This is a genomic window from Marinimicrobium alkaliphilum, from assembly GCF_003259155.1.
Classification (GTDB): Bacteria; Pseudomonadota; Gammaproteobacteria; order Pseudomonadales; family Cellvibrionaceae; genus Marinimicrobium_A; species Marinimicrobium_A alkaliphilum.
Window position 1 is genome coordinate 403,707 of the sequence record NZ_QGMQ01000002.1, and the last position, 20,050, is coordinate 423,756.

A 20,050-nucleotide genomic window follows, 5' to 3' on the forward strand; every position below is an offset into this window, starting at 1 on the left:
GGTGAGCTTGGTGATGCACAGCTTTTTGGTCGTAGTGATGGCCTGGGGCTGGGAGCCTTCGACACCGGAAATACGTCAGGTGCAGACGCCCCGCTATATTCAGGCCACATTGGTGGAAATGAGTGCCAGCGCGCCTGAGCCGGCCCAGCAGGAACAGAGTAACGTCATTGATATGCGTGAGCGGCAACGGGAGCGGGAGCGCCAGGAAGCGGAGCGTCAACGCCAGCAGGAGGCCGAACGTCAGCGCCAGCAGCAGCGTGAACGGGAACAGCGTGAGCGCGAGCAACGAGAACGCGAAGCCCGTGAGCGGCGGGAGCGGGAGGCTCAGGCCCAAGCCCAGCGCGAGCGCGAAGAACGGGAGCGTCAGGAGCGTGAACGTCAGGCCCGCGAGGCCCGGGAGCGTGAGGCTCGGCAACGCCTCGACGACGCTATGGCGCGCGAGGAAGAGTTTCTTGATGCCCAGCGCGCCCAGACGCTGGCGCAGAGCTATGTCGGCCAGATTGCGGCGCGTATTGAACAAAACTGGAGTCGCCCGCCCTCGGCCCGGCGCGATATGGAAGTGGAATTGTTGATCCAACTGGTACCCACCGGGCGGGTTGTCAATGTTACGGTGACCCGCAGCAGTGGGGATGCGGCTTTTGACCGGTCCGCCGAGCAGGCGGTCAACCGTGTAGAGCGATTTACCGAGGTGCAGGATATGCCCACCGATCTATTCGAGCGTCAATTTCGCCAGCTGCGGCTGGTATTCAAACCAGAGGACTTACGCTTGTGAGACATATGCTTGTCAGACAGTTTGTTGTGGTCGCACTGCTGCTGTGGGGGGCGAGCGCCCAGGCGCAGTTGACCATTGAAATCACCCGTGGGGTTGATAACCCGACCCCCATCGCGATCGTGCCCATGGGCTGGAACGGTCCGGCTCTGGACGAAGATATCAGTGCGATTATCTCCGCCAACCTGTTGCGCAGTGGTCTGTTCGACCCGCTGTCGCGAAATGATATGCTCTCCTTTCCCACCAGCGGCTCAGACGTGCACTTTCGCGACTGGCGAGTACTGGGCACGGAATACCTGTTGGTGGGTAATATCGAGCAGCGCGGCGATCGCTATCATGTCAGTTTTGAGCTGTTTGACGTGCTTGGGCAGAGCCGATTGATGGCCCGTCAAACCATTGATGGTAGCGCTGGCCAGCTGCGCGATATCGCCCACACCATCAGTGATCGCATTTACGAGACCCTGACTGGCGTACGCGGTGCGTTCGCCACCGAGATCGTTTTCGTCGAGGCATTTCACGAAGAAGGCACGGCCGAGCCAAGCTTGTACCGTTTGATGCTCGCTGATGCCGACGGCGCACGGCCGCGTATGTTGCTGGAGTCGAGCGAGCCGATTCTTTCACCGGCGTGGTCGCCGGACGGGGAGCGCATCGCCTATGTGTCCTTCGAAACCAGTCGACCGGCCATTTTTGTGCAGGACCTGGCCACTGGCGAGCGGCAGCAGATTACCGACTTCCAGGGCCTCAACGGTGCCCCAGCCTGGTCGCCGGATGGCACCAAGCTCGCCATGGTGCTGTCCCGTGACGGAAATCCGGAGATTTACACCATTGATGTGCGCACGCGCGAGCTGACCCGGATCACCAACCATTTTGCAATTGATACCGAACCCAGCTGGACGCCGGACGGAAAAGGGATTATTTTTACCTCAAATCGCGGCGGCCGTCCCCAGATTTATCAGGTGACGCTTGCCAACGGGCGGGTTGAGCGCTTAACCTTCGAAGGTAACTTCAACGCCAGCGCGCGTCTGACTGCGGATGGCAAGCATATGGTCATGGTGCACCAGCGTGGCGGCGTGTTCCACATTGCCGTGCAGGACCTGGAAACCGGGGTCGTACGCATTTTGTCGGAGACCGACTGGGATGAATCCCCAACCATCGCCCCCAATGGTGCCATGCTGATGTACGCGACTCGACAGAACGGTAAGGGTATTCTGGCGGCGGTGTCACTCGATGCCGGAACCCGTTTCCGCCTGCCGTCCGAGCAGGGCGATGTCAGGGAACCGGCCTGGTCGCCGTATTTTGATTAGTAGTAAGCCGGGGGCCGAAAAGCGCCCGGCCAAGGTTTTTCTACTGAGTGCAACACAACAAACACAGTCCAACACATTATTGGAGTCGACACATGATGATTAAATTAATAAAACAGGGTTTGAGTCTGGCCGTGGTTCTGGCCTTTTTGGCGGGTTGTTCCAGCACCGATACCGTTGACGAAGATGCGGCGGCAGCGGCGGAAGCTGAGCGCAGCGGCGTGACTACCGGTACCAGTGGTCGTGAAGGTATGGGCAGTCGCAGTGACCGCGACGAGGAAGCCGAAAGTCTGGAACGCATCGTGTACTTTGACTTCGACCAAGCCGTACTCAAGCCGCAAACCCGTGCGCTGTTGCTGGCGCATGCCGAGCGTCTGCGCAATAACCCGGTGAATGTCCGTCTGGAAGGCCACACTGATGAGCGCGGTACCCGCGAATACAACATGGCCCTTGGCGAGCGTCGTGCCAACGCTGTGCGTGACTTCCTGGTACTGCAGGGTGTGCCGCGCAACTCCATCGAAGTGGTCAGCTATGGTGAAGAGCGCCCGCTGGCCTCAGGCAGCAACGAACGTGCTTGGGGACAAAACCGTCGCGTTGAAATCAAATACTAAACCACAGGTTTGATCATGGTTAAATATCTGCTTGCAGCGGCCGTTCTGGCCGCTGCGCCTGTACTTCAGGCCCAGGTGGAAGTTCGCGAATCCACGCCTCAGGGTGTGCGTGCCTCTTCGGGCGCGCAATCCGGGCAGCCGCAGTCAGGTCAAGGCAGCGGTGCAGGCGAAGCATCCTCCATGCTGTCGGAACTCTATTTTCAGCTGCAAACGCTGCAGCAGGAAGTGCTTGAGTTGCGCGGTCAGGTTGAAGAGCAGGCACACGAAATCCAGCGTCTCAAACAGCAGCGCATGGATGACTACATGGACCTGGACCGACGCCTGAGTGAGCTTAGCGGTGGCGGAGCGCTGCCCGGTGGCAGTGTGGGGGCGGGTCGCGCCGGTGGTGGCAGTCTCGACAGTGATGCCGAGGCGGAAGTTTACCGCGCTGCCTATGACCGCCTGCGTCAACGGGACCTCGACGGTGCCGCAGAGGCGTTCAAGTCACATCTTGAGCGCTTTCCGGATGGTGACTTTACCGGCAACAGCTACTACTGGCTGGGTGAAATCTATCTTCTGAAAGACGAGCTGGGTGATGCCCGCGATTGGTTCAGCCGGTTATTGGAAGACTTTCCGGATGACCGCAAGGTGCCCGACGCCAAGTATAAGCTGGCACGGGTGTATCATTTGCAAGGGGATGACAATCAAGCCCGACGCCTGATGCAGGAAGTTGCCGATAGTGGCAGTGACGCGGCGCGTCTTGCGCAGCAGTACCTGCAGGAAAATTTTTAGCCCGGCGTTAATGGGCTTAAAACAAAAAAATCCCGGCAGTCGCCGGGATTTTTTGTTTCTGCCTTCGGGTGTCCGGCTTCAATCCTTGACGATGCGATAACAGGGTACATACTCCTTGCCGGGGAATTTCATCCGGTTCTGTGCGACAAAGGCATTCAGCAGATCGTCCAGCGAGGCCATCATGGTCGAATCGCCCCGCAGCTCGAAGTGCCCGTGAGCCTCGATCGCTCGTATGCCTTCCTCTTTTACATTGCCCGCCACGATTCCCGAAAATGCCCGGCGCAAGTTGGCGGCGAGCAGGTGTGTTGCCTGATCGCGATGCAGTGGTAGGGCGTGCATATTCTCGTGAGTAGGGTTAAAGGGCTGCTGAAAGTCTGGCTCAATGTGTAGCTGCCAATTGAAATAATAGGCATCGTCGGTATCGCGCCGGTGTTGGCGGACTTTCTTCATGGTTTCGCTCATGATTGAGGCGACCCGGGCCGGATCGTCAATCGCGATAGTGTAGAGCTTTTGTGCTTCGGGGCCGAGGGTATCGGCAATGAAGGCATCGATCTGTTCGAAATAGTCGGCTGAGCCGGAGGGTCCGGTAAATACCACCGGCAGAGGGATGTCGCGATTACTCGGGTGCAGGAGAACGCCGAGGATGTACAGAATTTCCTCCGCCGTGCCTACGCCCCCGGGAAAGATCACAATGCCGTGGCCGACACGCACGAACGCCTCCAGGCGTTTTTCGATGTCGGGCATGATCGCCAGTTCGTTGACAATTGGGTTGGGCGATTCAGCCGCAATGATGCCCGGCTCGGAAATGCCTAGATAACGTCCTCGCGTGATACGCTGTTTGGCGTGGCCTACGGCGGCACCCTTCATGGGGCCCTTCATGGCGCCGGGGCCACAGCCGGTGCAGATATCCAGTCCTCGCAGACCCATTTGGTAGCCCACTTCCTTGGAGTAGTCGTATTCGACCTGGGATATCGAGTGACCGCCCCAGCACACCACCAGACTCGGTTCGGTGCCCGGACGCAGAATGCGGGCGTTGCGGAGCATATGGAAGACCGCATCGGTGATGCCATCGGTGGTGCTCAGGTCGAAGCGCGGGTTGTCGTGAATCTCGTCATTGGCGTAAACCACATCGCGCAGTACCGCGAACAGGTGTTCGTTGATACCGCGGATCATTTTGCCGTCGACAAAAGCGCTGGCCGGGGCGCCGGTCAGTTGTAGCTTGATGCCCCGTTCTTTCTGAAGAATTTTGATGTCGAAATCTTTGAAGCGCTCCAGCAACTCCTTGCCGTCATCAATATAGTTCCCGGCGTTCATCACTGCCAGCGCACAGCCTCGCAGCATCGGGTAAAGCCTCCCGGTGGCCACATCGAGCAGCCGGCCGATTTCTTCGCGCGTGAGCAGGTTGAGTTGCCCGACCGGGGATACGGTGGTGTCGATCGTCTCATAGGGTTCACAGCCATAGTGGCCACGCAGATGGGGGGGGATGGTTTGTAGCTTTTGATTCATAGGACCTCGCACTTCTACGGTTGACGGGGGCAGACGCCATTTTGGGGGCTCGCGCGTCGGGGGAACCTCCAAGGGTGTGTTACCCTTCGGTTTTGTTATCCAAGTATAGTCGAGTCACGTGCTCGAGGCGGGAGAGCTTATGAAATATTTACCTTGTGTAGAGATGGAAGCCGGCGCTGCCGGTGCGGTTGATAGTGCTGTGATCTGGTTACACGGCCTTGGGGCTGACGGCCACGATTTTGCACCGTTGGTGCCGCAGTTGCGCTTGCCCGAAGGCGTTCGCACCCGCTTTGTCTTTCCCCATGCGCCCAAGATGCCGGTGACCATCAACGGCGGTTATGTGATGCCCGCCTGGTACGATATTCTGGAAATGAGCATCGATCGTCGGGTTGACGTTGCGCAACTGAGCGCCTCTTCTGAGGCTGTTCAGGGGCTGATTCAGCGGGAGCTGGACGCGGGGGTGCGCAGCGAGCGTATTGTCCTCGCCGGTTTTTCCCAGGGGGGCGCAGTGGCCTACGAGGCCGGTCTGAGTTTTGACAAGCCGCTGGCGGGATTGCTGATCCTGTCCAGTTACCTCGCCACGCGCGACAGTATTGCGCTGCACGCGGCCAATCGGAAAACTCCCATCCTGATTGAGCACGGCACCCGCGATCCGGTGGTGCCGGAAGCGCTGGGGGCTGCGGCCTATGAATGGTTGCGAGAGAAGGGTTATGCCGTGCGCTATCAGACTTACCCCATGGAGCACGGGGTATGCCCACAGCAAGTGGGCGCCATCAGCGAGTGGTTACAAGAGCGCCTGAAGAAAGGTTAGGCGGCGTTTTGCCACCGATCACTCGGTGGCAAAACGCTGTTGCATGTAGCGGTCAAGGTGCGGCGTGTCTACCTCGTGCAGGCCCATGGGGACACCGGACATATCCGGCAAGTGGTGGGCGATACCTTTGTGACAGTCGATGCAGGTTTTTTCACCACTGGCCAGATAGGTGGAGTGCATGGCGCGCGCCCGGGGTGCTTGTAGGGTAAAGTCCATGGATTCAAACTCGTGGCAGTTACGGCATTCGAGTGAATCATTCGCTTTAAGGCGGCGCCATTCCCGCTCGGCCAGTTCCCGGCGTTTCGCCTCATACTTTTCATGGGTATTGATGGTGCCAAAGATCCAGCCCCACACTTCCTTTGAAGCCTCCATTTTGCGTGCAATTTTGAAGGTCCAGTCGTGCGGCACATGGCAGTCCGCACACTCGGCCCGCACGCCGGAGCGATTGGTGTAGTGGATGGTGGAAATCAGCTCCTGGTAGGGTTTGGACTGCATCTCGTGGCAACTGATACAGAACTCCTGGGTATTGGTCACCTCCAGGGCGGTGTTGAACCCGCCCCAGAACATGATACCCATGATAAAGCCACCCATACTCAGCACACCCATGCTGATGTAGGAAGCCGGGCGGTTAAAAACCTGCCAGTAGGTTTTCAGGAATTTCAGCATAGGTGACCTCGTTAATTGTCCTGGCTTTCCCGAAAGACGGCGTCGATACCCTTAAAGCGGTTGTCGCTGGCTGCGCGGGTGTCGTGTTGGGGTACGTGGCACTGGGTGCAGAAGTAGCGTCGCGGCGATACTGCGCCGAGCGCCTGACCTTCGCGGTTCCAGTAGTGGGTAATGCTCACCATGGGCGCACCGGTCTGGACGCTCTGGCTGCGGCTGTGGCACACCAGGCATTGGTTGAAGTTCTTATCCACCTGGTACTCCCGAATCGGGTGCGGGATCATCGGGGGTTGCTCCGGGTAATTGCGCGTCGCGCGGTGAATGCCCGCGCGCTCCCCTGCCAGTGGTGGTGCCGGGTTGTCCTGTAAAATGGTGCCGCCGCGGCGCAAGCCGTCCGGTGCTGGCGGATCGACCAGCTCATTGGCAACGAGCGCGGCCGGTAGTGCGAGCAAGAGTGGAATCAACAGTTTTTTCACGCCAGCCTCCTTATGCCAAGCTGATCAGTTCGAGTTTAACGGCACACTTTTTGTAATCAGTCTGCAGTGAGATAGGATCGGTAGCATCCAGTATCAACTTGTTCACCAGGCGATTGGCGTCAAAGAAGGGGATGTACACCAGGCCCTTGGGTGGTTTTACCCGACCCCGGGTTTCTACCCGAGCGCGCATGGTGCCGCGCCGGCTGGTGATGCGAATCTCGCTGCCGCGCCGGAAGCCTTGGGCCCGTGCGTCGTCGTGATGCATATATACCAATGCGTGAGGCACCGCCAGATTCAGTTCCTCCACCCGTTGAGTCATGGTGCCGGTGTGCCAGTGCTCCAGAACCCGGCCAGTGCTGAGCCAGTAGGGAAACTCTTCGTCGGGCACCTCCGCCGGTGGCTCGTAGGGCAGCGCAAAAATGATCGCCTTGTTGTCCGGCTTGCCGTAAAACTGGACGCCGGAGCCCTTCTCGACATAGGGGTCGTAGCCCTCGCGGAAGCGCCAGAGGGTTTCCTTGCCGTCCACCACCGGCCAGCGCAGGCCGCGCACCTGGTGATAGGTTTCAAAGGGCGCCAGGTCGTGGGCCTTACCTCGACCGAACTGGGCATACTCTTCAAACAGGCCCTTGTGCACGTAAAAGCCGAAGTGGTGGGATTCATCGTTACGGTAATCCTTATTCACCTCGGACAGCGGGAAGCGATCCACCTGACCGTTGGCAAACAGAATGTCGAACAGGGTTTTGTCCCGGAAGTCCGGGGCTTTTGCCAGCAGCTCTTCGGGCCAGACATCTTTTACACCAATGCGGCGCGACAGCTCCATCATCTGCCACAGGTCAGAGCGGGCATCGCCCGGTGGCGATACCAGTTGATGCCAGAATTGGGTGCGCCGTTCGGCATTGCCATAGGCGCCTTCTTTTTCCACCCACATGGCGGCGGGCAGAATCAGATCGGCGGCCTGGGCCGAGACGGTCGGGTAGACGTCAGACACCACCACAAAGGCTTTCGGGTTGCGCCAGCCGGGCATGATTTCCTGCATGATATTGGGGCCGGCCTGGACGTTGTTGTTGACCTGGGTCCAGTAAAAGCGCAGCACCCCATCTTTGAGTTTGCGGCTTTGCTCGACCGCAGAGAATCCGACTTTTGAGGGCACGGCGCCCTCGGGCAGCTTCCAGACTTTTTCCGCAAAGGCCCGATGCTCGGCATTGGTCACCAGCATATCGGCGGGCAGGCGGTGGGCAAAGGTGCCCACTTCCCGGGCTGAGCCACAGGCCGAGGGTTGCCCGGTGAGAGAGAAGGGGCTGTTGCCCGGCTCGCTGATTTTACCGGTCAGCAAATGCAGGTTGTAGACCATGTTGTTGGCCCACACACCGCGGGTGTGTTGGTTAAAGCCCATGGTCCAGAAGGACATGACCTTTTTGTTCGGGTTGGCATAAATCTCCGCCAGGTGGCGCAGACGCTGAGCCGGTACACCGGTTTCGCGTTCGGCGCGCTCGACGGTGTAGGGGCGCACAAACGCGGCGAACTCCTCAAAGCTGATATCGCTCCAGGTGTTGGCCTTGCCGGCACCGGTAGCACGCTGCTGGCGCGGGTCTTCCGGGCGCAGGCCATAGCCGATGTCATCCTGGCCTTTGGCGAAGCGGGTGTATTTGTTGACGAAGTCCTCGTTGACCTTGCCTTCCTGAATGATGTAGTTGGCAATGTAGTTGAGGATGATCAGGTCGGTGTGCGGTTTGAAGATCATGGGCACATCGGCGAGTTCGAAACTGCGGGTTTCGTAGGGCGACATGGCCACCACTTCGACGTGGTCGAAGGACAGGCGGCGGTCGGCCACGCGGCTCCAGAGCATGGGATGCATTTCGGCCATGTTGGCGCCCCAGAGAACGAAGGCGTCGGCGTGCTCGATGTCGTCATAGCATCCCATGGGTTCGTCGATGCCAAAGGTGCGCATAAAGCCCGCAACCGCCGAGGCCATGCAGTGACGGGCGTTGGGGTCGAGGTTGTTGCTCAGCAGCCCGGCTTTGAACAGTTTGCTGGCGGCGTAGGCCTCCCAGATGGTCCACTGGCCGGAGCCGAACATGGCGACGCTCTCCGGGCCGTCCTCCCGGATGGCTTCCTTGATCTTGTCGGCCATCAGATCGAGCGCGTGATCCCAGCTGACCTCGGTAAACTGGCCCTGCTTGTCGTACTTGCCGTCCTTCATCCGCAACAAGGGTTTGTGCAGACGGTCCGGGCCGTACATGATCTTTGACAGGAAATAGCCTTTGACGCAGTTCAGGCCCCGGTTGACCTCGCTTTGAACGTCGCCGTGAGTGGCGACCACATGGTCGTTCTTGGTGGCAACCATCACACCACAGCCCACGCCACAAAAACGGCAGGGGGCCTTGTCCCACTTCAGGGAGGCCAGCTCCCGGTTGGTGACAACGTTAGTGGCACTGGCGGGTAAGGGCAGACCGACGGCGGCAGCGGCGGCGGCGGCAGCGTTAGCCTTGGCAAAATCGCGGCGGGTGAGTTTCATGGTGCTCAAAGCTCCTCATCGAGTATTTCGTGGTAAACCAGCGCGGCGCTGATAACACCGGGTCGCTCGCCGGTTTGGTCGATGGCGTCGAGAATGGCCTGGGGGTCGGCACACTCCATAACAACCACCAACTTGCCTGCGGGGTCCTGTGCGTGAATTTCGGTGGCTGGACGGGCCAGCAACCAGGTTTTGGTGTCTTCAAAGGCCTCTGGCCGGACATGCACCACATAGCTGGCGACGTGCATGGAATGCGGGTCAATCTCGGCCGTGGCGATACGCGTGGGCATCATGGCGGTAGTCTCCTAATTGTGTGGCCGACTATACGCCGGGCGGGCCCATGACGAGCTGGTACATCCAGATGCTGAAGCCCATGCCAGCGACCAGGAAAAAGGTCAACAGCGGAAAAAGGAGAACGATGATAAAGAGAAACAGCCGCCACTCGCGGCGTTTCTGTAGTTGTTGTTCCGGGGTCAGGGAATTGCTCTCACTGGCCACACGTACCTCCCGTACTCATCGTGGTTTTGAGTTCTTATGGTAATGATGCGATCGACGTCATCGTTTGATATGTATCAAGCGTAGATTCGATACGTGGGTAAGGCTAGTGGACCATCGGGGGTACCGCCAAGGGGGTAGGGCGGATTTTTGATGCGGATCAAATAGTCAGAGAATTTCGGCAGGAAGGTCGAGATGCGCGACGTGGGCTGGCATGAATAATGCCAGCCCGGGGCGCCTGGTTAGCGGGGAGCCCAGACGCTGCACCAGCCTTTGGCGGCAACACTTTTGCCCGGGAAGAGGTTACAACCCACCCAGTCTTCCGAAAGGTCGCCTGAGGCGTGGATGCAGTTGTCGCAATACTGGCCTTCGACTTCGCTGGTTTCAATGTACTGAAGGGCCTGCGCCTGAGGGTCATCGGTGGCGAGACGGGGCTTATCGGCCGCCGCGTAACCCACTGGGATATTCACCAGCGGAATCAGTCCGGCGGTGGCTGTGGACAGTTTGAGAAAATCTCTGCGTTTCATGGCTAACTCCTCACGGGTTATAGGTCGGGTTGCTTGGTTTCATAATTATACGTTGAGCTTAACCCTTGGATGCCTAAAACGTCAAAAAACTGTCGTAATAAGAATCTTTATTATTTAGATTTATGGCTGAAATGTATGGTTGAGAGAGACCCACTGTCTAGCCGGTATTTTCTATCCAAGCTCAATAATCTGACTGCGAAAATCCAGAGACTTGAAGTCTTCCTGGATGTCTTCACCGAATTCCAGAATTGTTTCATCGTCCTCGTCATAGAACCAGTTTAGCGTGATGTGATTTCCGTCGGCGGCAGAGTTGTTAAGAGCTTCAAAAAAGCTGAACAGTAGTTTAGTACTGGAACTGTTAAAGTAACCCAAAGAAATGTTTACCGTGATTGCGGAGCCTCCGCATTCGGCGAGGTAGGCGCGGGTGGCATCAATGATGGGCTGGTAGAACGCTGACGCGTTTTCCGGATAGGATTCACCTTTGATGGCCAGGCTGTGCGCGGAAAAGTCAAACTCAACCTCAGGTGTGGTGGGTGAGGCAGGTATGCGGAGGTGATTCATGTTGACTCCTTGGATATCAAATGATGGCTTTTACACAAAAGAGTATTGATGTCGGGTCATCGGGGGCCGGGGTAAAGTAAAAATCGAGTGGGGCGCTGGCGTCACGGGCAATGGTCAGAAACCCCAATCCCGCGCCTTTGCTGTTGGTATCCGGATTCTGTTCCTGCCGCAGTGCTGCACGGTAAGCCTGCTTGATGTCTGTGAGTGTCATGTCGCGCAAGGGCAATAGCCGTTCGCGAAGACGCTCGATATCGCTGTGTTTTATGGGATTGGTTGATAACAGGGTATAGCCGTCTTCACTCAAATGAATGCACAGCGATCCTCGCCGGATTTCACCGTCAGTGATTTCGCTGGGTGTCAGTGAATCTGCCGAGTAGTGAACAATGTTTTGAGACATTTCAACAAAAGACGAGAATATTTTCTTCCGTTGGGTATTCGAAATGTCGGAGCCGGCCAGACGGCTGCGTATGGTTTCAGCCATTGCGGCAATCACATTTTGAGAAAAGTAACCGGAATAGTAGAACAGCACATTGGCTTCTTGTGCGCTGGCTTTGAAGTCGGACAGGACGTCAAGGGACATGGTGGATCCTCAAACGTGGATTCGAAAGCAAAAGAATGTCAGGTCATCACGGCGCAGCTCTTCACCCTGCCAGAGTGACAGCTGATCAAGCAGTGATTTGCTGAGTGCAGCAGGTGTCGCCTGGCGCTGGTTCTGGAGCAGTGTTCGTATTGGACGTTTTCCGAAGGCGATGTTCTTGCGGTCACCGATTTGGTCGATAAGACCATCGGTTGTGACCAGTACTAGCGTCTCTGGTGGGAGGAAAAGCCGTTGATTATGCCATTTAAAATTGTCAGGTGTGTCGACATGGCCGACGCCCATTCTGTCGCCTTTGAAGTGCAATACCTCCTCGGAATCCGGTGAGAGTGAAAACAGCGCGGCTTTTGCGCCTGCGACAGTGAGCGCTTGACTACGTCTGTCAAACCACATAAACGTCGCATCAAAACCGTCATCAGATTCAGGGGTTATGCCGTTTGTCGAGCATTGGCCGAGTTGCGACTTGATGCTCTGGTTGACCTCTGCCAGTAAGGCGGCAGGGTCCTCAGGGCCGAGCTTCTCCAGTGCCTGTCCAAGGCAAGAAGATGCAATCAATGTCATGAATGCGCCGGGGACCCCGTGGCCGGTACAATCGGCAATGGCCGCAAACCAGCCCTCGGCACGATTGACGAAGTGGTAAAAATCACCGCCGACGGTATCTCTGGGTTGCCACTCCAAGTGAGCAGTGGGCAGGCTTTCGCTAAGGGCCTGATCCGATGTCCGAAGCATGGCGCGCTGTATGACACTGGCATAGTCAATGCTGTGCATGATCTGGCGGTTTTTTTCAGCTTGTAGCTCGGCCACCAGATTCATGAGGTCCATCCCCGAGCCCAGGCCCAGATAAGTGTTGTCATCGGTAATAATGAAACCGTCAGACAGGGCCTTTTCACCGCTGGCAACTGCCTGGAAGGTCAACGCTTCAATTGACAGGCCTTGATCGACGATCAGGGGTTCGGCGTCCATAAAAAGCGTGCAGTTCTTTCGACCGTACACTTCTTTGTGGAAGGGCTTGGCAACCTGTGTAAGAAAGCGGTCCCGATTTATCAGGCCAACCGGAAGGCCATTATCTACGACAGGCAGGCTGGTGACTTTGGCGTGTTGGTCGAAGAGGGCCTGAACATCCTGGTTGGTCAGATCGGGAGACACCTGGAGCTGATGAGCACACAGGTCCCGTGCGGAGACCTGCGTGGGGCGGGGCATAGTCGTGCGTGATGCATCGAAAGCGATGGTCATAATGGCTTCCCATTGGTGTAGATTTTGGTGCCATTATCGGGGCTGCCTATGACCGCTTTATGACAGGTTAACCGCCAGTGACCGGTGGAAAAAAAGCGACTTCATCGCCCGGGTTTACCGGTGCCGTGCGATCCACCAGGCTGTGGTTGACCGCGCACAGGAGCGAAGGCGAAGACAGAGCCGACATCCAGCCGCTGTCCCGCTGCCGCAAGTGCGTGAGGACCTCCGTGACGGTGGTGGGTTCGGTGATATCCAGTATCAGCTGATCGGTATCCAGCTGTTCGCGCAGACTGGCAAAAAAACAGACGGTAATCATGGGTGTTAGCCTCGGGTCTCGCAGGCGTTACTGCGCGTCAGATGCGGTACAAAGTTGCACGGGCCCTGGCGGGAATCGAGCTGGCGCGAAAGGATCTTCTGCCAGCCCGTACGGCAGGCACCGGTAGAGCCGGGCAGGCAGGCGATCAGGGTGCGGTTGGCGAGCCCGGCGAGGGCGCGGGACTGTACCGTGGAGGTGCCGATCTCGTCGTAGGACAGCTGGCGGAACAGCTCGCCGAAGCCTTCCACTTCTTTATCCAGCAAGGGCTTGATGGCCTCGGGGGTTGAGTCTCGCTCGGTAAAACCGGTGCCACCGGTGATGATCACAACCTGGACCTCGGGGTCGGCAATCCAGGCCGATACCTGAGCGCGGATCTGATAGATATCGTCTTTGACCAGCGCCCGTGCCGCCAGTTCGTGGTTTTCTCCAGTGAGCGCCTCGGCAAGATAGCCGCCCGAGGTGTCGTTATCAAAGGTGCGGGTGTCGGAGACGGTCAATACCGCAATATTCAAGGGGACTAAGGTGTCGGTCGTGTGCTGACCCATAGGGAAACTCCAAACAGGGAAAAGATTCGTCGGTGATCCATCTGCCGGGTGCCTATCCGCCGATCATGGCAAGTTGCCGGGTGGCGCCGGGGTTGCCCTGGTGCAGACCGTGAGTGGCGGACTTACCTGCGACAGCCTCCTGCAAAAAAGCCATGACTGGTTCCGGTTCGTCCGCCTGCAGCAGGTGGCGCAGGCTTTGATGGGCATCGGCAAACAGGCACAAAAACAGTTTGCCGTCGCTGGATACCCGCAGGCGGTTGCAGCTGGCACAGAAGTCCTTGCTGTAGGGCATGATCATGCCGATGCTGCCGGCGTAGCCCGGGTGCCAGAACTCGCGCGCGGGCCCGGCGTGACGGCTGCGTATTTTTTCCTGCCACCCCTGGGCCGTGAGCCGGGCGATGACGGTGTCACCGTCGACGTGGTGGCGCTCAAAGAAGGCCTGATTGTCGCCGGTCTGCATCAACTCGATCATACGCAGGGTTATGCGCCGGTCGCGCACAAAGGCGATAAAGTCGTCCAGAGCATCGTCGTTATATTCGCGCATCAGGACGCTGTTGATTTTGATGCTTTCGATCCCGAGCTCATCTGCCAGCGCCAGGCCGTCGAGGATTTTGGTGAGCTTGTCGTGACCGGTAATCATCTCAAAGCGCGCCGCGTCCAGACTGTCGACGCTGACGTTGAGCGCATCCAGGCCCGCCGCTTTCCACGCCGGCAGGTCCTGACTCAGGCGGTAGCCGTTGGTGGTCAGGGCGACGGTCTCGATGCCGGGGGTGGCTTTGCACAGGCGGATGATGTCGGGCAGGTCTTTGCGCAGCGAAGGCTCGCCCCCGGTTATACGCACCTTACGGGTACCCAAACGCGCGAAGGCCGCCACCAGACGGCGGATTTCATCCAGCGTCAGATCCTGAGCGCGGGCGTCGGGGCCACAATCGGTGCCATCGGGCAGGCAGTAATTGCAACGGAAGTTGCACACTTCCGTGACAGACAGGCGCAGGTAGGTAAACCGGCGCTGGTAGGAATCGGTCAGCATATGGAACACCTTTCCAAGTGTGGGAGGCCTGCCCGTTTCCCGGCAGACCCTGGCAAACGCACCCTTGTGGGGCTGGTTCGCGGCCCGCGCACCTTTCCGGCGCAGGCCGGGGCAGGTACAGGGGCTCGGTGTGTTTTAAAATGGGTCACTCACTGCCAGTATAGATCACTCTCGACACTGAACAAGCGGTAATGACGCCATGGTTGCACAGTAATAGCAGTCAAACTTTGTGCCAGATCAACCGCAGGGCGTTTGGGTCGCTATTGAATGAAGCGGTCAAAGGGCACGACGGTCACGGTTTCGCCCGCCTCAACCCGGCCGCGCTCGGCCTCCAGCACCACGTAGCAGTTGGCATCGAGAAATGACGTCATGACGCCCGAGCCCTGCGGTCCATTGCTGGTGACCCGGTTGTCGCCGGCGCTGCTTTCCAGGCGCGCGCGCTGAAAGTCCTGGCGCCCGGGGCGTTTTTTGTAGGTGCCTGCGGCGATGGCAGTGACGCTCAACGGCGCGGGCAGCTGCTCGCCCGCCAGGGTACGCAGCACCGGCAGGGCCAGTTGGTGCAGGGTCACCAGGGCCGACACCGGGTTGCCGGGCAGGCCAAAAAAGACGCTGTTCTGCAGGTGTCCGAAGGCAAAGGGCTTGCCCGGTTTGATGGCCACCTTCCAGAAGTTGATATGGCCCAATTGCCCGAGAATATCCTTGACGTAATCGGCGTCGCCCACGGATACGCCACCGCTGGAAATCACCGCATCGGCGCGGGCGTCAGCGCTTTCAAGGGCCGCGCGAATGGCGTCGGGCTCGTCGGGAATCAGCCCCAGGTCCAGAACGTCCACATTGAGTCGCCGCAGCAGCGCGCCAATGGCGTAGCGGTTGCTGTCGTAGATCTGGCCATCACCCAGAGGTTGTCCGGGAGGTACGAGCTCGTCGCCGGTCGACAGGATGGCTACGGTCAGCGGCCGGTAGACCGCGACCTGGGCAATGCCCACCGAGGCCAGCAGGCCGATCTCCACCGGCCCCAAGCGCTGGCCGCGGGCCAGCAGGGTATCGCCCTGGGTGATGTCTTCCCCCCGGCGGCGAATATTGGCGCCGGACTCGACGCTCTGGGTCAGGGTGAGGGTGTCGCCTTCGCGCTGGGTGTTTTCCTGCATCTGCACCGCGTCGGCGCCGGCCGGGAGCGGGGCGCCGGTCATAATGCGCACGCATTCGCCGGGTTTGAGCGTGCCGGTAAAGGGGTGGCCAGCGAGGGCCTCGCCGATCACTGTCAGCGGCTGACTGGCGTCGCTGCTACGCAGTGCGTAGCCATCCATGGCGGAGTTGTCGTGCCCCGGCACGGCGATGGGCGCGACTACGGCCTGGGCGAGCACCCGATCAAGGGCGTCGCTCAACGGCAGTACCTGTTCAGGCGGCGCTTGTCGTTCTACCGCCTTCAGCATGCGGGTAATGGCTTCGTCGACCGGTAACAGTGTCGGTTCGTCACAGCAACCCATATCAGCTCGCTTTGTCGTGATTGATCATCCAGACCGCCGCTTCCACCCGGGACCGCAGCCCGAGTTTTTTCAGCAGGTGTTTGACGTGTACTTTAACAGTGCCGTCGGAAATATCCAGCTCGCGCGCAATCAGTTTGTTGCTCAGACCTTTGGCGATCAGCTTGAGGATTTCCCGCTCGCGTCCGGTCAGTCCGTCGAGTTGGGCGGAATTCTGGCGCGGGCGTTGGTCAGGCTGGCGGATGGCATTGGCGAGCACGCGGGTGACCGATTCGCTCAGTACCATTTTGCCGGACAGGGCCTTTTCGATCTGCTCAAGTAATTCCTCCGGCTCCATGTCCTTGAGCAGGTAGCCGTCGGCGCCCCGGGCAATGGCTTCGAGCACATCGTCATCCGAGTCGGATACGGTCAGCATCACAATGCGCGAGTTGACACCCTGATCGCGCAGGCGCTTGAGGGTTTCCATGCCGTCCATGCCCTGCATGTTCAAGTCGAGCAGGATCAGGTCCGGGTCGAGTTCGGTGCCGAGTTTGAGGGCTTCGTCGCCGGAACCGGCTTGAGCCACGATACGCAGGTCGTCGGACAGGTCGATCAACTGTTGCAGGCCTTTGCGCAGCAGGGGGTGGTCGTCGACCAGCATGATGCTGGCAGGTTGACTGGTCATTGGCAGATCTCCACGGGTAGCCATTGTCTCACTGCCATACTAGGGCCTGGCGCCCGGTGTCATATTGACCTGCATCAAGTGACGTCCCTATTAAGGGGTAGATGAGCCTTCCCCGCGATGGAGATAGCGCGGCACAAAGGCGAAATAAACCCGGGTACCTGTGGGCACCCGATTGCTCAGGTGTAACTCGCCGCCCAGACTGTGGGCGCGTTCGCGCATGATGGTCAGGCCATAGTGGTTGGGTTTTTCCGGGGCATTGGCAATGCCGATACCGTCATCTTCAATCCGGACCTGGATCTGTTTGTCGTCGCTCTGGTGCAAGCGAATCGCCACCTGTTGGCCCTCGCTGTGATGAATGGCGTTCTGGGTGGCCTCGCGCACAATCTGAAGCAGATGGATTTCTTCATTCGGTGTAAGGGGCAGGTGGGTGATGCTGCACGCCAGGGTGATATGCATATCGGTCTGGGCGCTCAGTTGGTCCACGCTGGTCTGCAAGGCATTGATCAGGCCGGGCTCATCCACCTTGAGGCGGAAGGTGGTCAGGAGTTCGCGCAACTGCCGGTAGGCTGAGCCCAGACCTTCGTGCAGTTCGGCCGAGACACTTTCCAGGGTGGCCTTGTCGTCTTTGGCCAGGGCCCGGTTCAGGCGCGTGACCTGAATTTTCAGGTAGGACAGGGCCTGGGCCAGGGAATCGTGGAGCTCCCGCGCGATTACCGTGCGCTCGTGGATCAGCGACAGCCGCCGGGCGTTGTCTTCCTGCTGTTGCAGGCTCAGGGCCACGGCGAGCTGATCGGCCACTGACTGAATCAGCTGACGCTGCCAGGTGTCCAGCGCCTGGTCGTCCCGCAGGCGGCACACCAGCACACCGTAGTGGTGCTGCTCGTACACCAGCGGGAAGCTGTGGCGCACCACTGCGCCGTCTTCGTCCAGGGTACTGCCGCTGTAACCGGTCACCAGCTCACCCTTCAGGCAGCTGTAGCATTGCTGGGAGACGCAGGGCTGGTGCACAGAGTGGGACGGTGTGACCTGGAGATAGGGTGTATCGCCCGCGGACGTCATCAGGCACAGTTCCAGGTCCTCGGTGTTGGCCAGCTCGGACAGGCGCGTGACGATATGCCCGTAGTCCAGCCCCTCGGGCGGGTGTTTGATGATGGTGTTGGCCGTTTCATACAGAAACTGCAGGGCGGTGTTGCTGCGTTGCAGCTCCCGGGTAAGGTCGGTCAGGGGCTGGGCCACTTTGGTCTTCAGCCAGTAGATGGCGATCGCCGTCAGGCTCAGCATCAGTATAAGCGCGCCAATCTGCATACGGCGCAGAGTGCGGGCATTGTCCTGGGCGTGGTTCTGGATGGCGAGCACCAGGGCCTCAAGGGTGTCGACATAACGGTCCAGCGTGGCGGTGTCGATCTGGCCGGCCATCAGCGCCGGGTCGAGTGCCTGCCAGTGGCGCTCGGCGGCGCCGTAAGCCTCGGCCAGGGCCGGGTCGCGCGCACGCAGCTCGTGCAGGAGCGGGTGCGCCCAGGTGTTGGCCAGGCGCTCCCGGGTCTGGGAGACGGCCGGCTCGGGTACCGGCGTCTGATGCAGGAGCATGGCCAGCTTGTAACTGTTCATCCGCAGCGACCCGGCCAGATTGATGGCCTGGGCATCGCTGTCGGCCCGGTCGGCAATCCAGTAGGAGGTCAGCATGGTGGCCGCGGCGAGGGTGATGATCCCCGCCAGGGCCATGCTGATGCGCAGAACAATGGACGACTGGCGCATATCGCTTTTCAAACTGTCCTCAGACCTTGGCCAAGGCCTGATCGATGTCGGCGATGATGTCGTCCACGTGCTCGATGCCGATGGACAGGCGCACCAGATCTTCGGGCACCCCGGCACTGGCCAGCTCTTCGGGGTTGAGCTGACGGTGGGTGGTGGTGGCCGGGTGGCACGCCAGGGACTTGGCGTCACCGATGTTCACCAAACGCAGAATCATTTGCAGCGCATCGATAAAGGTCGTTCCCCCCGCCTTACCGCCCTGGATACCAAAGCTGAGAATACCCGAGGCCTGCCCGCCGGTGATCTTCTGACACAGACTCTGGTAGGGGCTGTCGGGCAGAGCGGCGTAGTTGACCCAGGTGACCTTGGGGTGGGCCTGAAGGTGTTGGGCCACTTTCAGGGCATTCTCGCAATGGCGCTCCATGCGCAGGCCCAGGGTTTCCAGGCCCTGCATGATCAGGAAGGCGCTGTGGGGTGACAGTGCCGAGCCGGTATTGCGCAGGGGCACTACCCGGCAGCGACCGATATAGGCGGCCTCCCCCAGGGCTTCGGTGTACACCACATTGTGGTAGGAGGGGTCCGGCTCGTTGAGCATGGGGTAACGGGCCTTCTGGGCGGTCCAGTCGAACTTGCCCGAGTCGACAATGATGCCGCCCACGGTCGTGCCATGGCCGCCAATGTACTTGGTCAATGAATGCACCACGATATCCGCGCCAAACTCAAAGGGCCGACACAGAAAGGGCGTGGCCACGGTGTTGTCCACAATCAGGGGGACGCCGTGTTTGTGCGCTATCTGGGCGAGCTTTTCCAGGTCGACAATATTGCCCGCCGGGTTGCCGATGGACTCGCAGAACAGGGCCTTGGTTCTAGCGTCGATCAGGCTTTCGAGCTTGGCGTAGTCGTCAAAGGAGGCCATACGCACATCAATGCCCAGGCGCGGCAGGCTATGGGCGAACAGGTTATAGGTGCCACCGTACAACTGGCTGGTGCTGACGATATTGTCGCCGGAGTCGGTAATACACTGGATGGCGTAGGTGATCGCCGCCATGCCCGAGGCCACGGCAAGCGCACCGATACCACCCTCCATTGCCGCCACCCGGGCTTCCAGTACGGCATTGGTGGGATTCATGATCCGGCTGTAAATATTGCCTTCGACCTTCAGATCAAACAGGTCCGCCCCGTGCTGGGTGTCGTCGAAGGTGAAAGAGGTCGTCTGGTAAATGGGCGTCGTTGCCGCCTTGGTGGTGGCTTCGGATTCGTAGCCGCAGTGCAGGGCAAGGGATTCCAGTTTCATGGTCTTGGGTCCTTTCGTCGCTCGTGTTTATTGAGTGCACCAATCTAGCACACTTTTGTCGTGCTGCTCAGTGGCCGGTTAGAAGCCGCCCCCGGGTTTGACCCACGTCAAGGCAGGAGACGGTTGTGGGGATT

General features: G+C 59.2%; 22 protein-coding genes and 1 riboswitch. Of the genes, 5 read left to right on the forward strand and 17 right to left on the reverse strand.

Going from position 1 to position 20,050, the window contains the following annotated elements:
• The first annotated feature begins 13 nt into the window (after nucleotides 1-13).
• From tolA to DKW72_RS05340, 4 genes are all read left to right on the forward strand, one after another.
• Nucleotides 14-772 (forward strand): cell envelope integrity protein TolA, encoded by a 759-nt coding sequence (gene tolA / locus DKW72_RS05325; protein WP_157960399.1) that lies wholly within the window; start codon nucleotides 14-16, stop codon nucleotides 770-772.
• Nucleotides 773-777: 5 nt separating this feature from the next.
• Nucleotides 778-2,073 (forward strand): Tol-Pal system beta propeller repeat protein TolB, encoded by a 1,296-nt coding sequence (tolB, locus tag DKW72_RS05330; RefSeq protein ID WP_111641287.1) that lies wholly within the window; start codon nucleotides 778-780, stop codon nucleotides 2,071-2,073.
• A 92-nt stretch (nucleotides 2,074-2,165) separates the two neighbouring features.
• Nucleotides 2,166-2,681, forward strand: coding sequence for a peptidoglycan-associated lipoprotein Pal (gene pal / locus DKW72_RS05335; protein ID WP_408631101.1), 516 nt, complete (start codon nucleotides 2,166-2,168; stop codon nucleotides 2,679-2,681).
• Nucleotides 2,682-2,696: 15 nt separating this feature from the next.
• Nucleotides 2,697-3,452, forward strand: coding sequence for a YbgF trimerization domain-containing protein (locus DKW72_RS05340; protein WP_111641288.1), 756 nt, complete (start codon nucleotides 2,697-2,699; stop codon nucleotides 3,450-3,452).
• 78 nt (nucleotides 3,453-3,530) lie between these two features.
• Here the strand turns inward: DKW72_RS05340 and ppnN are convergent, their stop codons facing one another.
• On the reverse strand, nucleotides 3,531-4,958 hold the full coding sequence (gene ppnN / locus DKW72_RS05345; protein WP_111641289.1) for a nucleotide 5'-monophosphate nucleosidase PpnN: 1,428 nt from the start codon (nucleotides 4,956-4,958) through the stop codon (nucleotides 3,531-3,533).
• Nucleotides 4,959-5,097: 139 nt separating this feature from the next.
• Here ppnN and DKW72_RS05350 point away from each other — a divergent pair, with 139 nt between their 5' ends.
• Nucleotides 5,098-5,769 carry an alpha/beta hydrolase gene (locus DKW72_RS05350; RefSeq protein WP_111641290.1) on the forward strand — a complete coding sequence of 224 codons (672 nt, stop codon included), beginning with the start codon at nucleotides 5,098-5,100 and terminating at the stop codon, nucleotides 5,767-5,769.
• Nucleotides 5,770-5,787: 18 nt separating this feature from the next.
• Here the strand turns inward: DKW72_RS05350 and DKW72_RS05355 are convergent, their stop codons facing one another.
• The 16 genes from DKW72_RS05355 to DKW72_RS05430 form a co-directional block, all read right to left on the reverse strand.
• Complete coding sequence (locus tag DKW72_RS05355) at nucleotides 5,788-6,435, reverse strand: NapC/NirT family cytochrome c (RefSeq protein ID WP_111641291.1); 648 nt, start codon at nucleotides 6,433-6,435, stop codon at nucleotides 5,788-5,790.
• Nucleotides 6,436-6,446: 11 nt separating this feature from the next.
• Complete coding sequence (locus tag DKW72_RS05360; RefSeq protein WP_111641292.1) at nucleotides 6,447-6,908, reverse strand: nitrate reductase cytochrome c-type subunit; 462 nt, start codon at nucleotides 6,906-6,908, stop codon at nucleotides 6,447-6,449.
• Nucleotides 6,909-6,918: 10 nt separating this feature from the next.
• Entirely contained in the window at nucleotides 6,919-9,423 is a 2,505-nt protein-coding gene (gene napA, locus DKW72_RS05365) for a nitrate reductase catalytic subunit NapA (RefSeq protein WP_111641293.1), read from the reverse strand.
• Between the two features lie 5 nt (nucleotides 9,424-9,428).
• Nucleotides 9,429-9,713 carry a chaperone NapD gene (locus DKW72_RS05370; RefSeq protein ID WP_198411225.1) on the reverse strand — a complete coding sequence of 95 codons (285 nt, stop codon included), beginning with the start codon at nucleotides 9,711-9,713 and terminating at the stop codon, nucleotides 9,429-9,431.
• 28 nt (nucleotides 9,714-9,741) lie between these two features.
• Nucleotides 9,742-9,918, reverse strand: a complete 177-nt coding sequence (locus DKW72_RS05375; protein ID WP_111641294.1) for a periplasmic nitrate reductase, NapE protein — start codon at nucleotides 9,916-9,918, stop codon at nucleotides 9,742-9,744.
• A gap of 239 nt (nucleotides 9,919-10,157) precedes the next feature.
• Nucleotides 10,158-10,442 (reverse strand): high-potential iron-sulfur protein, encoded by a 285-nt coding sequence (locus tag DKW72_RS05380; RefSeq protein WP_111641295.1) that lies wholly within the window; start codon nucleotides 10,440-10,442, stop codon nucleotides 10,158-10,160.
• A 171-nt stretch (nucleotides 10,443-10,613) separates the two neighbouring features.
• Entirely contained in the window at nucleotides 10,614-11,003 is a 390-nt protein-coding gene (locus tag DKW72_RS05385) for a DUF1987 domain-containing protein (RefSeq protein ID WP_111641296.1), read from the reverse strand.
• A gap of 16 nt (nucleotides 11,004-11,019) precedes the next feature.
• On the reverse strand, nucleotides 11,020-11,583 hold the full coding sequence (locus tag DKW72_RS05390) for a SiaB family protein kinase (protein ID WP_111641297.1): 564 nt from the start codon (nucleotides 11,581-11,583) through the stop codon (nucleotides 11,020-11,022).
• A 9-nt stretch (nucleotides 11,584-11,592) separates the two neighbouring features.
• Nucleotides 11,593-12,831, reverse strand: coding sequence for a SpoIIE family protein phosphatase (locus DKW72_RS05395; RefSeq protein ID WP_198411226.1), 1,239 nt, complete (start codon nucleotides 12,829-12,831; stop codon nucleotides 11,593-11,595).
• Between the two features lie 67 nt (nucleotides 12,832-12,898).
• Nucleotides 12,899-13,147 carry a molybdopterin converting factor subunit 1 gene (moaD, locus tag DKW72_RS05400; RefSeq protein WP_111641298.1) on the reverse strand — a complete coding sequence of 83 codons (249 nt, stop codon included), beginning with the start codon at nucleotides 13,145-13,147 and terminating at the stop codon, nucleotides 12,899-12,901.
• A 5-nt stretch (nucleotides 13,148-13,152) separates the two neighbouring features.
• Nucleotides 13,153-13,692, reverse strand: coding sequence for a molybdenum cofactor biosynthesis protein B (gene moaB, locus DKW72_RS05405; protein ID WP_111641299.1), 540 nt, complete (start codon nucleotides 13,690-13,692; stop codon nucleotides 13,153-13,155).
• A gap of 52 nt (nucleotides 13,693-13,744) precedes the next feature.
• The gene (gene moaA / locus DKW72_RS05410; protein WP_111641300.1) at nucleotides 13,745-14,722 is read right to left on the reverse strand and encodes a GTP 3',8-cyclase MoaA; all 978 of its coding nucleotides are present in this window, start codon (nucleotides 14,720-14,722) and stop codon (nucleotides 13,745-13,747) included.
• Nucleotides 14,713-14,865: riboswitch (molybdenum cofactor riboswitch) on the reverse strand. It overlaps the preceding gene by 10 nt.
• A gap of 117 nt (nucleotides 14,866-14,982) precedes the next feature.
• Complete coding sequence (moeA, locus tag DKW72_RS05415) at nucleotides 14,983-16,209, reverse strand: molybdopterin molybdotransferase MoeA (RefSeq protein ID WP_111641301.1); 1,227 nt, start codon at nucleotides 16,207-16,209, stop codon at nucleotides 14,983-14,985.
• Between the two features lies 1 nt (nucleotide 16,210).
• Nucleotides 16,211-16,870 carry a two-component system response regulator NarL gene (narL, locus tag DKW72_RS05420; protein ID WP_111641302.1) on the reverse strand — a complete coding sequence of 220 codons (660 nt, stop codon included), beginning with the start codon at nucleotides 16,868-16,870 and terminating at the stop codon, nucleotides 16,211-16,213.
• 90 nt (nucleotides 16,871-16,960) lie between these two features.
• A complete protein-coding gene (locus tag DKW72_RS05425) occupies nucleotides 16,961-18,637 on the reverse strand; it encodes an ATP-binding protein (protein WP_198411227.1) in 1,677 nt (558 codons plus the stop codon).
• 7 nt (nucleotides 18,638-18,644) lie between these two features.
• Nucleotides 18,645-19,916 (reverse strand): O-acetylhomoserine aminocarboxypropyltransferase/cysteine synthase family protein, encoded by a 1,272-nt coding sequence (locus DKW72_RS05430; protein ID WP_111641304.1) that lies wholly within the window; start codon nucleotides 19,914-19,916, stop codon nucleotides 18,645-18,647.
• Nucleotides 19,917-20,050 lie beyond the last annotated feature (134 nt).